A 14,629-nucleotide genomic window follows, 5' to 3' on the forward strand; every position below is an offset into this window, starting at 1 on the left:
TGTTGGCTGCAGTTAATAGTTAATACTATGTCAAGCCTTTACATTTAAAAAGCTTACCTGGTTTGTTTTCCCGAACAACCAGTTTTTTCCATTTTGAAGTGTACTTGTCCTGAATGAGGAGCAGACACATTCCAAGCACCTTCATTATTACATTTCATTTTTAGAATATTCAATGCAGCTTCCATTCTGTTATCCCATTCAATTCCAGCATATTGAAAAAAGTCCATTGCCCGAAGGATATCATACTTCCATCTACAGGGATAAGTTAGCTTTAAAAAATTTTTATTAATAATTTACCGTTCTGTCTCAGACAAGAATAACTGATGCCGCAATATAAATTCTATTACACTTTCTATGGAACTGTGTAATTCATCTTTTCTATAGGTGTATCCTGCTTTTTGAAATTCTGTTATGCCTTCAACTACAGAAAGAGAAGTATGCAAAGAACTATGTCTAGCTCCACTTCTTGTTGTACGACAGTTAAATCCTCCATCTGGCATAACCTCATTTAAAATACTGTCAATAAGGGGATGTAAATTCTTTTCAGGTGTTTCGAAATAGGAAGCATAATTTAAAAACATGCCGTTAACACAAACATCACTATGTTGAGATGTGGATGGACCCAATCGAATCCCTCCATCATCTGATATATTGTTTTTTAAAACCAGTTCAATGGTCTCTTGTACAATCGTATTATTTGATGGAAGATTTAAATTGCGAAGGTCAAGCAAAGTGTAATGAGTAGAAATCCATTTGGGCTGATAGAATCTCTCCCCCCAATGACCATCAGGATTGCGTTTTGACAAGAATTTGAAACCCCATCCTTCATTCGCTATTCTTTCCTGAAGTTTCTTTTTTTTAACTCCTAACAAATCACGCCATACCTGGTATTGAATTGAAACATCTCCCTCCATTAACCAGTCGATGACTTGTTGTTTGTTCATTGACTTTGAAGCTAAATAATAAATGTTTTTAAATGAAATAGGCATCACGATTTCCAGCGTTCAAGTTTTGGAATAGTTCTGGGGAGCTATCCATGCAAGAAAACCGTTGATACCGGATTTCTTCATTTCTTGTATGCAGAACTTCTGCATCTTTTGTGGTGTATCAATTTCAGGTGGGGTTAAAAATTCCCCATTCTCATAACACATGGAACAAAACTTGTTGCTTATTGTTCCATCTTTCTCCGTTCCTCCACCTTTTTTGTCTCTGTTCAAAGGGAAACTACAACTCTGGGTATAATTGTATTCTTTCATCTTTACGAAATTTCTCTTATTTTCAATAATTACAGCCAACGTTTTGGGGTTTGCGATGGCGGGGTGTTTTAGCACTAAATTTTATTCCGAGAACTGAACTTCCACCTTGCACTAAAGTGTCAACGAAGCACAGCACCCCCGCTATCGCAAACCCCTTGTTATCGGTTCGTTCTTCTTTTCGTCCGAGTGTCTGTCGTGTCAAGTTAGCACGATTGTAAGCACTGTCGGGGTGCGTTGGCTTGCAAGCTCTTTTTATTTTTTCGTGCGGTTGCATAGTGCGAAGGTAAAAATAAAATGTGCTTGCAAATGCGTTGGCGTTAGTCGTGTTACAGTTTCAAAATGCGGATTGCTCCTCTTGCAACAATTGCAAATACAAGTGTTCCAATTATTAAGTCAGGCAGTTTTGAGTTGGTTAAATACACAAGTCCACCTGCTGCAATTACTCCAATGTTTACGATTACATCGTTGCTTGTAAAAATCATACTTGCCTGCATGTGTGCTTCTTGGTTTTTACTTTTCTTTAAGAGATACAAACAGATTGCATTGCCGATGAGTGCAAGAATTGAAATGATAATCATTGTTTGAAAGTCAGGAATATCACCAATACCTAAAAAACCGTCTGGTTACTTCAATAAAACCTAAAACTGCAAGTGTCAACTGAAAGTATCCGCTTGCTTTTGCAATTTTCTGTTTTCGTAAAACCGTTCCGCCTATTGCAAACAATGCAAGTGCATAAACGATTGCGTCTGCAAGCATGTCCAAACTGTCTGCCACTAAACCCAAAGAGTTTGAAAGAAACCCTGTGAGGATTTCAAGTGCGAAAAAGAAAAAGTTGATGGCTAATACCCACCATAAAAGTTTTCGTTGCTGTGTGTTGCTATTTGTTAAGTCCATGATGTCAAAGTTTAAGTTTAATTCCTCCGTTAATTAAAAACCGTCAAGTGGTGCGTAGATGTCACGGAAAACAGGATTGGTTACTGAACCTGTGTAGATGCTCTCAAATCTTGTTTGCCTTGTGTCAGTGAAGTTTTCAAAGTTTAAATAAATTGGAAAATTTCTCCCAAAGTTTCTCAATCATAAAACCGCAAACAACATATTGTTTTCCTGTTGTCCGTCACTTAATTTTTTGAGGACTGAAATAATATGCTTCCACACCAACTTTCAATTTGTCTTCAATCTCATACATCAAAATAGTATTCAGGCGGTGCTTTGGTGTCAATGGATTTTCAATTGAAACTCCGTTTTGTTTCAATCCTGTGTCGGTAAATGTGTAACCCAAAAGAGTTTGAAATCTACGTAACCGATTTTGATATTGGTTTCAGTTCCTTTGGTGTTTGTGTTACCGTTTGCGCTGATGAACTGATACAAGCCGCTTATTTGTTGTTGCAGTAATAGCGGTTTATCAATGTAGGTGAAGAAGAAAAGTTGATTGATGCTGAATGTAACCTTATCATCAGCAAACGAAGTTCGGTAATTGAAATCAGCATTTGCTCCATAACTTTTTTCCATTTTGTTGGTGCTGCTGTTTATCGCTAACACATTTCTGTATTGGATGCGTTCGCTTTCTTCTGTAAAAATTGTAGGTGCTTTGTAGCCAAACCCTCCTCCAATTCGTGATGTGATTTTCGGGGTGATTTTGAACAATGCTGAAAGTCGTGGAAGAAATGCAAAACCATAGTCAATTACATAATCGGTTCTGAAACCTGTTTCAAGGTTTAACCATTTTGTTGCTTTCCATGTTTTTGTGCAAATGCTCCAACTGTGATTAAGTCATAGTTCCTTAATGGTAAAGTGTCCAACGGGTTTTCCTGGAAGGTGGCTCTCCAAAGATTGATACCTGCAACCCAGTCGGTTTTCTCTTTGTTGTTTGAATATGTGGCTTCGCTGAATGATGCTACTTGTGTTCCGTCAAAATTATAATTCGGGATTTCAATTTTACGATTGAAATAACTCACACTGTTTTTGAAACTGAAACTTTGTGTTTCTTTAAAACGGTGTTCAAAAGAAAGTTGTGTTGAATAGCGTTGTGTTTTGTTTTCTTCAAAGTAACTGTGCACGCTGTCGGCTTGCCCTTCAATATATTTTATGTCGCCACCCAAACGATTTTCAATTGTTGTGTTCACTCCGAAATTCAGTTTTGATTTTTCATTGAAGTAAACAAATAGTTTGGGATTGAAAACATATCGTTCAAATTTCGGAATGGCTGTCAAACCGATTTTAGCAGGGTCGTAAGCCCAATTGCGATTATGTGCTGCAAAAATTGTTGTGCCTACCTTTTTAAAACGCTGTCCGTAAAATCCGTTTCAGGTCAAAACCTTTTCCCGAACTTCCATTGAAATGAAATTTTAATTCCCGTTCTTCTTCGGGTGTTTTTGAAATTAAATTTACTAAACCTGCTATTGCCCGCCTCCGTAAAGCGTGGATGCGGAACCTTTTGATAAGTTCTACTTGCTTTAAGTCAAGCGGTGGTGTTTGCAGCAAACCTAAACCACTTGCTGCACCTGAATATAAAGGAAAACCGTCTTTGAGAATTTGTGTGTATCGTCCGTCAAGACCTTGTATTCGTATGCTTGCGTTAGCACTTGTAGCAGATGTTTGTTGCGTTTGTATTCCTGTGCTTTCATTCAACAACATTCTGATGTCTCCCGATTTCATGTTGCCTTTTTCTTCTAATTCTTCTCCTGCAATAAATTCTACTCTTGTCGGAATGTCCTTTATTGTTCGTGTGCTTCGTGTTGATGAAACTACTACTTCGTTTAGCTCGTCTGCCTCTGATGTGAGAAAAATTTCAATCGGCTCAGTGTTTGACAAAGGAAATTCAAATTCCTGTTCGTGTTCTTCGTAACCGATGAAACGAAATTGTATTTCCTGTTTTCCGTATGGAATATTGCTGATGATAATAAGTCCGCTGGTGTCGGCTGTTGATCCGTTGGTTGTTCCTTCTACAATTGCTGTTGCACCAATAAGCGGTTCTTTCGTTTCGTTGTCTTTGATGACCGCTTTAAATGTATTCTGTCCGAATACTGTTGTTAAGTTGAATGCTACAAGAAGTAGCAGAATGATTTTTTTTGTCATTACTGAATTGATTAATGTTAATGAAATGATTGCTTGTGGTGCGTTAGCACCACAGAAAATAATCTGTGCCGAAGGCACTAAACATTAACCAAGTTTTGGCGGTTGCCAAATGGAAGGTGCAAACTGTGAATGGAAAGTTTGCTTGTAATTAGAAAATACCTTTTCAGTAGAAAGAAATGTAGCTTGAAGCGAAAAGGCAGTAAAGTGGAAAGTGAAACCGCAACAAGTTCCGCAACTTACAAACGGTGAACAACAGTCGCTGCAACCTTGCTCGTCATTGTTCCGGTTTGTTCGGTTTGAGGTGTCTTGGTTCAAACATTTGTCCTCCACATAGCAAGGCACAGTTGACAGTGTCAACACATACAAGGCTAATATGAAGGTTATAAATTTCATGGGTCAAAGATAGAAATTGCAGTCGTTGTTGGAGCGTTGGGGCAAAATAAAATGTGAGGCAAATTGGGTTGGCTTGCGTGTGGCTTTGCCTCTCTTTTTATTTTGCGAAGGATAGCCAAACGGCTTTGCCGAAATTTGTCAAACGGTTGAATGTCCGCCCAAAAAGTTAGATAGTTGCACTGTCGCCATAGAATGACGGATAACTTGCATACCCGCTACATCATAGCGCATATACAACACTATTCTGCGGATATGCGCTACTTTTGTGTTTTATTCATATGGCAATAGTAATGTTTTTCTATCATAATTTATCGAAGGGTGAAATAGTATTTTGTATCGATTTGGTACTTACATGTGTATATATTTCTGTGGTTCGGCTGCTGCTATGGCCTAGTAGTTCTTGTATATAACGTAGGTCGGTGCCACCTTCGAGCAAGTGTGTAGCAAAACTATGGCGCAGCCAATGCAATGTAACGGGTTTGTATATATTTGCTTTCACTAAGGATTGTTTTAAAACTTGTTGCAAGGTGCAGTGCTCATCCATATTTTTGAAAGCAATGCTAGTCCACATATCGTGTTTATTAAACGTAGTGATTACGATGGGGTGCACAGTGGTCAGATTTCTTTTCCGGGAGGGAGGTTTGAAAATGGAGATTCAAATTTTGAATATACCGCTATACGAGAAGCCAATGAGGAGGTAGGCATTGCACAAAGCGAGATAGAAATTGAGGGCATGTTGTCGAGGGTCCATATTCCCGTAAGCAAATTTACGGTACATCCATTTATGTCGTTTGGAAATAAAATACCTGAACTAAAAAAAGATGATAACGAGGTAAAGGAAATTTTACTCTTGCCATTTCTTGAATTTCTGAATCATAGTAATAAAATAGAAACTACTGTTACCGTAAAAGACGGAATGATTAGGCAAGTGCCTGGCTATCATATCAACAACCACATCATATGGGGTGCTAACGCTATGATGATGGCCGAATTGGTATGGATGTTTGCTGAATAATAAGTTGAATTAAGAAATAATTATTAGGATGGACGCAACTGCATATTTTTGTTATGAGAAAATTTACATTCACTTTACGAACCTTAGTGGCATATTATTTATACTATCAAATATGCTTTACACAAAGTTACACAAAGAAAACACGAAGGTGCACAAAGCATATTAAAAGAGAATATTGCTTAAGAAATTTCTTGTATGCCTTCCCTTTGCGAACCTTTGCATATTCCTTTGAGAACCTTTGTGTTACAAACATTTTTCTTTATAAACACTTGTGCAAGTAGTTCATAAATCATGCGTAAATGGTTGCAGCTGCAACATATATAGTTACCGTAACGAAACTATTAATGAAGGAGTAAATTATTTTTTGGAAAAATTAGTAATTTGAAATGTTGTTTGAGTTTAAGTTTTTCGAAACATTGAAAATGTTTCGATATCTGTGCTTCGACATGCCCTGCGGAACATGTCGAAGAGCGGTTTTTAAACGATTAAAAAATTAATGAAATAAATTCCCTTTACATATCAACCTAATCGCAATCCATTATCTACACAACGTTCTGTGGTAATTAATATTACACTTCCATCGTGTTGATATAAGCCTAGTACAAGACACTCGCTCATAAAATCGGCAATTTGTTTTACAGGAAAATTTACCACTGCTAAAATTTGCTTTCCTATTAATTCGCTAGCAGTATAATGTGTAGTAATTTGTGCTGACGATTGTTTTATTCCAAAAGCCCCAAAATCAATTTTGAGTTTATAAGCTGGTTTTTTTGCTTTAGCAAAAACTTCAGCATGAATAATAGTGCCCGTGCGAACTTCTATTTTTCCAAAATCAGAAAATGATATTTGCTCCATTAATATTTTTACAATGGGTGAAGCAATAGAAATTAGTTTCCTAACTCGCTCATAAACTTTATTCGCATTAAGCGAATTTCTTCTTCGGTAAACTCATCTTCGCCCAAAGTTACAAGAGCATCGTGAGCCGAATCTGATTCAGCATTACGGAAATAATCAAACACATCTTCCTGTTTATCAGGATCAATAACTTCATTGAGGTAATAATTGATATCGATCTTAGTGCCCGAGCCAACAATGCTTTCAAGTTCTCCTATCAAATCACTCAAGGTAATGCCTTTAGACTCGGCCATATCGTCTAAAGCAATTTTACGATCAATATTTTGAATAATATAAACCTTCAACCCCGATTTGTTTACCACGCTTTTTACAACCATGTCTACAGCGCGCTCTATCTCATTCTCTTCAACATATTTGTCAATAAGTTCAATAAATGGTTTTCCATATTTTAATGCCTTGCCTGCACCAACACCAGTAATGTTTTTTAATTCATCCATGGTAATTGGATACTGTATCGACATTTCTTCTAACGATGGGTCCTGAAAAACAACAAATGGAGGAACATTTTTTTGCTTAGCAATTTTTTTGCGCAGGTCTTTTAGCATAGCAAACAGTTCAGGATCGGCACCGCCACCTGCAGCACCACCACCACCTGCTATATCATCATCATCATCTTCATCTGTATTGTTATATTCATGGTCTTTGGTTATCATGAATGAATGTGGCTTTTCTATAAACTTATGTCCTCGTTCATTCAGTTTAAGTAAACCATAATTTTCAACCTCTTTGTAAATAAAGCCGGCAACTAACGCCTGACGCACCACAGCCATCCAGAACTTGGCATCAAAATCGGCACCATCGCCATAGTTGTCAAGTTTATCATGTCCATAATCTTTAATGGCTTTATCCGATTTGCCCATCAATACATTGATAACATGCTCTGCCACATGTTTTTCTTTTACGGCAAGTACAGTTTCTAATAAAGAAACTACTTCGTCCTGCGCTTCAATCTTTGTTTTTGGATGCAGGCAGTTATCACAGTTACCGCAATTTTCCTGTAAATATTCTTCGCCAAAATAATGCAAGAGCATTCTTCTGCGGCATACAGACGATTCAGCATAAGATACTGTTTCAATAAGAAGTTGCTTGCCTATTTCTTGTTCAGCAACCGGCTTACCTTTCATAAACTTCTCAAGCTTTTCTATATCCTTATAAGAGTAAAAGGTAATGCAATTGCCCTCTCTACCATCACGTCCGGCCCTTCCGGTTTCCTGGTAATAACCTTCGAGCGATTTTGGAATATCATGATGAATTACAAAACGAACATCTGGCTTGTCAATTCCCATTCCAAAAGCGATGGTTGCTACAATAACATCGGTACGTTCCATCAAAAACTGATCTTGATGATCGGCACGCATCGTTGCTTCCAATCCCGCATGGTAAGGTATAGCCTTAATTCCATTTACGGTTAATGTTTGTGCTACTTCTTCAACCTTTTTGCGGCTAAGGCAATAAATTATTCCTGATTTACCCGGGTGATGTTTTACATATTTAATTATCTCCTTTATAACATCCTGCTTAGGGCGTACTTCATAATATAAATTGGCGCGGTTAAATGAGGCTTTATATACGTCTGAATTTGGTATAGTAAGATTTTTGAGAATATCCTGTTGTACTTTAACGGTGGCTGTTGCAGTAAGTGCTATGATAGGAACTTTTTTTCCGATAGCATCAATTATTGGGCGCAACCTTCTGTATTCAGGACGAAAATCATGTCCCCATTCTGAAATACAATGTGCTTCGTCTATGGCATAAAAAGAAATATTTATTTCTTTTAAGAAGGCTACGTTTTCTTCTTTGGTTAATGATTCGGGTGCAACATATAACAGTTTGGTGGTGCCTTTCTTAATATCTTTTTTTACCTGAGCAATTTCTGATTTATTAAGAGAGGAGTTTAAGAAGTGAGCTACGGCATCATCGGTATTGAATCCACGAATGGCATCTACCTGATTTTTCATCAAGGCAATTAATGGTGAAACAATAATGGCTGTTCCTTTGCTTAACAAGGCGGGTAATTGGTAACACATACTCTTACCGCCACCAGTAGGCATTATTACAAAGGTGTCTCTGCCCTCCATTAGCGAACGTATAACAGGCTCTTGTAATCCTTTGAATTGGTCAAATCCAAAGAACTTAATTAATGAGTCTGTCAACATTTTGTGTGAATAATTTCCACTATCAACAGTAGCCGTTTTTTTTGTAGCCTCCTTAATAGTAACTTCCGATTTTATTGATTTTCCGTTTGAGTTTGCTGCTTTACCATTTGCTGGTTTTGCGGCAGCTGCAGCAGTTTTAGCCTTTGGCTGCGGTGTTGCTGTTTTTTTAATAGGAGCCTTTTTTTTCGCTTCTGTCTTTGGTGCTGATTTTGCCACGATATTTTTTTATTTTACTGTCTTTAGTTCTTTTTGTAATGCAAACGCATTGCATAAAGATTTTATATTAGTTAATTTAAAATTCCCCCCGATTTTTTTGAAATTATAAAATCCCAAAAAAGTAAAACCTTGTTTTGCTGTAGTAAAAGCACCAACTTACGTTTTACTTTTTTCTAAAGGATAGGTAGTTTCTGTAACTCAAATGTAGATTTAATTTTCAATAACAAAAATTTTTTTACTTTTTTTCAAAAATATTTTAATACATGAAAGGTAAAAATACTCCCTATTTTTGCGGAACGCGAAAGTAAAACATATTTGCAAAGTGCAAATAAATTTTTAAAAAAAAATAAATGTTCATTTTCGCAGTTAAATTACTTTTAATAGCAATGGTGTGAATACGGATAAAAGATAGAGGCTAACGCCAAAACAACGTTAAAACTAGAGGCAACAGCTTTACTGGTAAGCGCCCAACGCATCGATCATAATTTTTCGAATACCGTTAAGGCAATATTACTGTGCAAGGGTAGGGTAGTAATAACGGGTATAGGCAAGAGTGCTATTGTGGCACAAAAGATTGTGGCTACCTTAAACAGTACAGGCACACCTGCAGCATTTATGCATGCTGCCGATGCGGTGCATGGCGACCTGGGTACACTGCAAAACAATGATATAGTCATTTGCATTTCGCACAGTGGCAACACGCCTGAGATTAAACTGTTGGCGCCTTTACTCACCTCCAATAAGAATTTGCTGATTGCCATTACCGGAAATAAGTCATCCTATCTTGCCACAGCAGCCAATTATGTGATTGATGCCTCGGTAAGCAAAGAAGCCTGCCCCAATAACCTGGCACCTACCACTTCGACCACCGTGCAAATGGCTTTGGGCGATGCTTTGGCGGTAGCATTAATCAACTGTCGCGGTTTTTCGGCTTCAGATTTTGCCAGATTTCACCCCGGTGGCGCTTTAGGAAAGCGCTTGTATCTGAAAATTGCTGACCTTGTAAGCACCAATCAAAAACCGGTAGTAACCCCTGACGATTCAATACATAAGGTAATAGTTGAAATAAGCAGCAAACGATTGGGAGCAACGGCCGTAATAAAAAATAATAAGTTGTTGGGAATAATTACCGATGGTGATTTGCGAAGAATGCTTGAAAAGAAAACAGATTTTGCCAAAATAAAAGCACGACAGATAATGAATGCCAAACCCAAAACAGCTTCGCCCCAAATGCTTGCCAGCGAAGCCTTTCAGTTAATGAAGGAAAATAATATTACCCAACTTATTGTGATGGATAATAAGCAATTTGTTGGCTTTGTTCATTTGCATGATTTATTGCGCGAGGGAATTTTATAAAAGGTGTTATGAGTTTTTATTTTTAGAAATAAGGAAATCAATGTAAGTATAGCTCATTACCATTTGTAGGAAAAAAATTCTGATAAGCACTTAACTCAACATCAGTTTGGCAATTGTAAAAAGTTGCTCCTTTGCTACACTCAATAATACCCCCACTTGTTTTAACCCCCAAAGGATTATTATTTTTTGCTCCGCACACCGCATATTCAATTCTCGAATTATTGGTTACAACCAATTTGCCTTGTGCCCAAGGTGTAAGTTGCGATAGTGTGCTATTGCCATGTACTCTTACTCCTTGCCAAGTGAAATAAGGATCTACACAACTTGCGCCAAGCATAGTACCTGTTAAAATAGTACCATTATTTAATGTTAGCGTGCTGCCCGGTTCAATTACAACACGTGCTTCGGGGCTAAATTTAAATGTCATGTTATCAATAGTAAGATGCGAGTTGCCGCTTATCCTTAACTCATGGTATATATGCACCGGTACAGATGTTGCCCAAGGGTTATCTGCAGTAGTACTGCCGTATGTCCAGGTTATTTGTTGCGCATTTACAATTTCATCGTAGCTGGCAGGGCCTTGTGCTATGCTGCTTACAGCTATATTATCATAATTTTCATCATCTATCTGATCATGTAATGTGTAAAAAAAAGTGTTAGCTGCAGGACCACCAAACCCTGGTGCCTTTATCGGGTTGCCACCATTATCTACAAAGTCAAACTTTTGCTGCCCTCCAAGAATACTTGGAGCAAGAATTGATGGATAAAAACAATCTATGACTCCCGGATTATTATCAGCACAAGCATACATGAGTCCATTAAAGGCAAGTTCCATTTGCGAATTACCAAAGGGATTAGAATTTGTCACTTTAGTAAAGGTTGCTAAGTTATTTACATCGGCAAAATGAATACCATCGCTACCAGCACCTAAAAATAGCCTTAGCGCACCACCATTAACCTGAAAAAATTCTACACCTCTAAAACCAGTAGTATTACCCGGCACTCCGGGTAAATCAAAATTGTTATATGATATGAATCCACCATTCGCATTAATGTTTATAAGATGGTATCTTGCGATGGTAACATTTTGTCCTTTAATTTGATACGATGCCCATGCCAGCCACTGCCCGTCAGGCGATAAGTCAACTTCGGCTGTCAGGCAAGCATATTGCGCTTCAACGGTAGGTTGATGGTATGGTATAGTAGAACTTGGTGTATAACTGCCATTAGGGTGTATAGTTGCCTGATACACTGCGCCATTTAATGGTTGGTTGCCATTGCCTGCTACGGCATATATAAATCTATCACCATTCAATGAAGCATTGCTAACGGCAAGGCCACCTTCTTCAGCAGTAAACCCGAATTGTATAACAGGAGTAGTGTTAGTTTTTACCGAAAAACTAAACATATCCACTTCGGCTTGCAATACTGATACACCGGATATTCCAGGCATATATCCCATATAATAAATCCCAAATTTGCGTTGGCATCCATCATTGTTGCTATAGGGTACTATTGCCAATTCACCATTTGTTGGAGCGGGGCTAAGCGCTCCTATTTTTACATTGTGAGCATCATACACGATGCCATCCGATATATAAAAAACCAATTGCTGGGCGTCATCATATATGCTATTGGCATGTAGTTCTGTTTCATTGGGTGGTGGCGAATTTACTAATCCAAAGGTTGACAACGGTGTAACAACCGGATTCGCATTTAGGTTCACATTAATGGGCGAAATGGCCCAATGTCTTAATTGCGATTGCCCGTGCAATTGCTCCATCCTTATGTTAAGTAAGGCAAGCATTATCAATACTAATCTGATTTTTCTTTTCATTTTGATAAATTTATTAACGGTTTAACATCTTTACTTAGATAGAATAACTTTTTGTGTAGCATTCATTTTACTGTTGCTTATTTTTATTTGATATATGCCTGCTACCTGGTCTGATAGGTCTAACTCATAGGTTGTTCAATTATTGGTCAATATATCAGAAAAACTTTTTGCCCGGCTATGTTATAAACTTCAATATTAGCCTGTTTATTAAGAATATGTAATTTTAATTGAAATATACCATTACCGGGATTTGGAAATATGCTGAAATCAATCATATTGCTTAATTCGTTTATAGTTTGACTTGTTGCCACATTACCCATGCTATCAGTTTTAATGATGTAAAGACGGGCAGGAGTAAAATAAGCCGTTTTACCACAAATAAAAAAACCAGAATCAGTAGTGCAGTATAATCCATTCTCAGCTTTTGAAGAGCCTATTCCTTTAAACATTCTTGTCCAAATGGTATCTCCATTTTCATCACATTTTAAAAACCAAATTATTGATTTGGTTAAGTCTAATGGATCTTGCCTTGCGGCTATTAATGCAATCTTCTGATCCTTAGTTTGAACTAATTTGGATACTACTACGTCTTTTGTATCAATAATCAATTTTGTCCAAAGTGTATCACCTAAATGATTGGCTCTTACAAGCAACGTTTCGTATCGCAACATGGGTTGATTATATTGAACCCCGCCCACTACAAGGTTGGTATCTAAATAGGGCATTATGGTAAATCCTGCACTTATTCCATTATTTATTGGAGAGGAAAAAAGCTTAGTAAAAATGGAATCCCCTTGATTATTTATCTTTACAATATTGGCACTTCCAACACTCCAGTTTATTCCAAAATTACCAGTGTAGTAATAGCCTGTAGTGTCAAGTTTAGTGATACTATAACAGGATTGGAAAAATGGAATAGCATGGTTTTTAATAAAATTCTTATTCCCTAACGAATCCAAGATATTACAATAAGCATCAAAAGTTGTAGTTTGCAAATTCGGCATCACCACCATTAATATAATCCATGTTATTCCCTATGCACATAGCCCAATAGCTTGCATTATAATAATTATATTCGTGTGTAGTCCATAGTGTATCGCCATATTTATCTAATTTTATTATCCAGTTTTGCCCATTTAGGCCTGAATCCCATACTCCACAACCAATATAGGTAGAGTCGGGTAGTTGTATAATGCCTAATATACCATCTTGACCATTGCCGCCATATTGTTTTATCCACTCAATAGCACCATATTTATCTAGTTTAAATATCAATGCATCATTATTATTATTGGATGTGATTCCGGCTATAATGTAGCCCCCATCAAGGGTTTGTTGCACACACTCGGCACTTGAGCAATGCATAGTATCAATTATTCTTTCAAATGTTATCTGCTGTGCAGGTAACGTATAGGTAGTAACAATAGCTAAAAATAAAAGAAGAAATTTTTTCATTGAAACTAATTTGGTTGTTGTAAAAATAAGCAAGGAAATGAGAAAAGCAAAATTAGGGGTATGGTATAATTGGAGCTAAAATTAAATTCACGATGGAAATTCTGTGTTTAAGAAAAGCAATGTTTTGATTGATAATTGAACAATTTAATGCAATTAAGGCAGTTTTTTGTGTGTATATCGGAGTAAATCAATCGAAAAACCAAAAGGCCACACAGGAAGCGATGTCAGCCTGGTACGCTCAATTGGAGCCGCCAAACACTCATAAGAGATATACCTTAAATTAGAATTAGGCCCTAATTATTGGTGGTAAAAATATTTATAGGTATTTCGTGTTTTTATCTATTATTGCACATCAATTTTCCCTAAATTGATTCTTCTAAAGAAAAAACCTTAAATATTTAACTTATATGAATAAAAAAGAAATCGAAGAACTTATCAAGTTTGTATCGAAAGCAGGGGTGAGCGAAGTAAGCATTGAACAAAAAGATTTTAAAATAACCATTAAGAATGAGGTTAGACGTGAGCAAGTAATTATGCATAGTGCCCCAGCACCAATTGCACATGCCGCTCCCGCCCCTGTAGCCGCTCCGGCCCCCTTAGCCGCCCCGACACCGCCAGCAAAAGAGACGCCCGTACCAGTAGATAGCGAAGCCAATTACATTACAATTAAGTCACCTATGATTGGTACATTTTACCGCTCTTCGTCACCCGACAAGCCTAATTTTGTAAACGTAGGTGACGAATTAAAGCCGGGTAAGGTAATTGCCATTATAGAGGCTATGAAATTGTTTAACGAAATTGAAAGTGACGTTTCAGGAAAAATTGTAAAAGTTTTAGTAGAAAATGCACATCCTGTAGAATATGATCAGCCCTTGTATCTGGTTGATCCTAGCTAATCACTTTATTGTTGCTTTGTTTTTCCAAACAGACGTATTAATTATTAATATTAATCGAA

General features: G+C 37.2%; 12 protein-coding genes and 2 pseudogenes. 3 read left to right on the forward strand and 11 right to left on the reverse strand.

Features of this window, described 5'->3' with window-relative positions; all coding sequences use genetic code 11:
* Positions 1 to 293: 293 nt before the first annotated feature.
* The 6 genes and pseudogenes from IPO27_13640 to IPO27_13665 form a co-directional block, all read right to left on the reverse strand.
* Positions 294 to 944, reverse strand: a complete 651-nt coding sequence (locus tag IPO27_13640) for a hypothetical protein (GenBank protein ID MBK8847519.1) — start codon at positions 942 to 944, stop codon at positions 294 to 296.
* A 60-nt stretch (positions 945 to 1,004) separates the two neighbouring features.
* Positions 1,005 to 1,295: a zinc ribbon domain-containing protein gene (locus IPO27_13645; protein ID MBK8847520.1), complete on the reverse strand. Its 291-nt coding sequence runs from the start codon at positions 1,293 to 1,295 to the stop codon at positions 1,005 to 1,007.
* Positions 1,296 to 1,582: 287 nt separating this feature from the next.
* Positions 1,583 to 2,150 (reverse strand): annotated as a pseudogene (locus IPO27_13650) (cation transporter).
* A 33-nt stretch (positions 2,151 to 2,183) separates the two neighbouring features.
* Positions 2,184 to 4,331: pseudogene (locus IPO27_13655) on the reverse strand (TonB-dependent receptor).
* A gap of 84 nt (positions 4,332 to 4,415) precedes the next feature.
* Entirely contained in the window at positions 4,416 to 4,724 is a 309-nt protein-coding gene (locus IPO27_13660; protein ID MBK8847521.1) for a hypothetical protein, read from the reverse strand.
* 301 nt (positions 4,725 to 5,025) lie between these two features.
* The gene (locus tag IPO27_13665) at positions 5,026 to 5,268 is read right to left on the reverse strand and encodes a tyrosine-type recombinase/integrase (GenBank protein ID MBK8847522.1); all 243 of its coding nucleotides are present in this window, start codon (positions 5,266 to 5,268) and stop codon (positions 5,026 to 5,028) included.
* On the opposite strand from IPO27_13665, the gene IPO27_13670 reads away from it, so the two are divergent.
* Complete coding sequence (locus IPO27_13670) at positions 5,257 to 5,739, forward strand: CoA pyrophosphatase (GenBank protein ID MBK8847523.1); 483 nt, start codon at positions 5,257 to 5,259, stop codon at positions 5,737 to 5,739. The two genes, IPO27_13665 and IPO27_13670, sit on opposite strands and share 12 nt — an antisense overlap.
* A 519-nt stretch (positions 5,740 to 6,258) precedes the next feature.
* On the opposite strand, the gene IPO27_13675 is transcribed toward IPO27_13670, so the two are convergent.
* Both IPO27_13675 and recQ read right to left on the reverse strand, forming a co-directional pair.
* Complete coding sequence (locus IPO27_13675; GenBank protein MBK8847524.1) at positions 6,259 to 6,594, reverse strand: tRNA-binding protein; 336 nt, start codon at positions 6,592 to 6,594, stop codon at positions 6,259 to 6,261.
* Between the two features lie 32 nt (positions 6,595 to 6,626).
* The gene (recQ, locus tag IPO27_13680) at positions 6,627 to 8,810 is read right to left on the reverse strand and encodes a DNA helicase RecQ (GenBank protein ID MBK8847525.1); all 2,184 of its coding nucleotides are present in this window, start codon (positions 8,808 to 8,810) and stop codon (positions 6,627 to 6,629) included.
* A gap of 624 nt (positions 8,811 to 9,434) precedes the next feature.
* Between recQ and IPO27_13685 the strand changes: the two genes are divergently transcribed.
* Positions 9,435 to 10,382, forward strand: coding sequence for a KpsF/GutQ family sugar-phosphate isomerase (locus IPO27_13685; protein MBK8847526.1), 948 nt, complete (start codon positions 9,435 to 9,437; stop codon positions 10,380 to 10,382).
* Between the two features lie 37 nt (positions 10,383 to 10,419).
* Here the strand turns inward: IPO27_13685 and IPO27_13690 are convergent, their stop codons facing one another.
* From IPO27_13690 to IPO27_13700, 3 genes are all read right to left on the reverse strand, one after another.
* Positions 10,420 to 12,219, reverse strand: a complete 1,800-nt coding sequence (locus tag IPO27_13690; GenBank protein MBK8847527.1) for a hypothetical protein — start codon at positions 12,217 to 12,219, stop codon at positions 10,420 to 10,422.
* A 146-nt stretch (positions 12,220 to 12,365) separates the two neighbouring features.
* Entirely contained in the window at positions 12,366 to 13,178 is an 813-nt protein-coding gene (locus tag IPO27_13695; GenBank protein MBK8847528.1) for a T9SS type A sorting domain-containing protein, read from the reverse strand.
* Positions 13,179 to 13,194: 16 nt separating this feature from the next.
* Entirely contained in the window at positions 13,195 to 13,674 is a 480-nt protein-coding gene (locus IPO27_13700) for a hypothetical protein (GenBank protein ID MBK8847529.1), read from the reverse strand.
* Positions 13,675 to 14,081: 407 nt separating this feature from the next.
* On the opposite strand from IPO27_13700, the gene accB reads away from it, so the two are divergent.
* Positions 14,082 to 14,570, forward strand: coding sequence for an acetyl-CoA carboxylase biotin carboxyl carrier protein (gene accB, locus IPO27_13705; GenBank protein ID MBK8847530.1), 489 nt, complete (start codon positions 14,082 to 14,084; stop codon positions 14,568 to 14,570).
* Positions 14,571 to 14,629 lie beyond the last annotated feature (59 nt).

This window comes from Bacteroidota bacterium (assembly GCA_016714535.1).
Lineage (GTDB): Bacteria > Bacteroidota > Bacteroidia > AKYH767-A > OLB10 > JADKFV01.

Excerpts from the sequence above, each read along its gene's own strand:
- IPO27_13690 (MBK8847527.1), bottom strand. The coding sequence starts at position 12,219 with ATGAAAAGAAAAATCAGATTAGTATTGATAATGCTTGCCTTACTTAAC.
- IPO27_13675 (MBK8847524.1), bottom strand. The coding sequence starts at position 6,594 with ATGGAGCAAATATCATTTTCTGATTTTGGAAAAATAGAAGTTCGCACG.
- IPO27_13700 (MBK8847529.1), bottom strand. The coding sequence starts at position 13,674 with ATGAAAAAATTTCTTCTTTTATTTTTAGCTATTGTTACTACCTATACG.
- IPO27_13640 (MBK8847519.1), bottom strand. The coding sequence starts at position 944 with ATGAACAAACAACAAGTCATCGACTGGTTAATGGAGGGAGATGTTTCA.
- IPO27_13665 (MBK8847522.1), bottom strand. The coding sequence starts at position 5,268 with ATGGATGAGCACTGCACCTTGCAACAAGTTTTAAAACAATCCTTAGTG.
- accB (MBK8847530.1), top strand. The coding sequence starts at position 14,082 with ATGAATAAAAAAGAAATCGAAGAACTTATCAAGTTTGTATCGAAAGCA.
- IPO27_13660 (MBK8847521.1), bottom strand. The coding sequence starts at position 4,724 with ATGAAATTTATAACCTTCATATTAGCCTTGTATGTGTTGACACTGTCA.
- recQ (MBK8847525.1), bottom strand. The coding sequence starts at position 8,810 with ATGTTGACAGACTCATTAATTAAGTTCTTTGGATTTGACCAATTCAAA.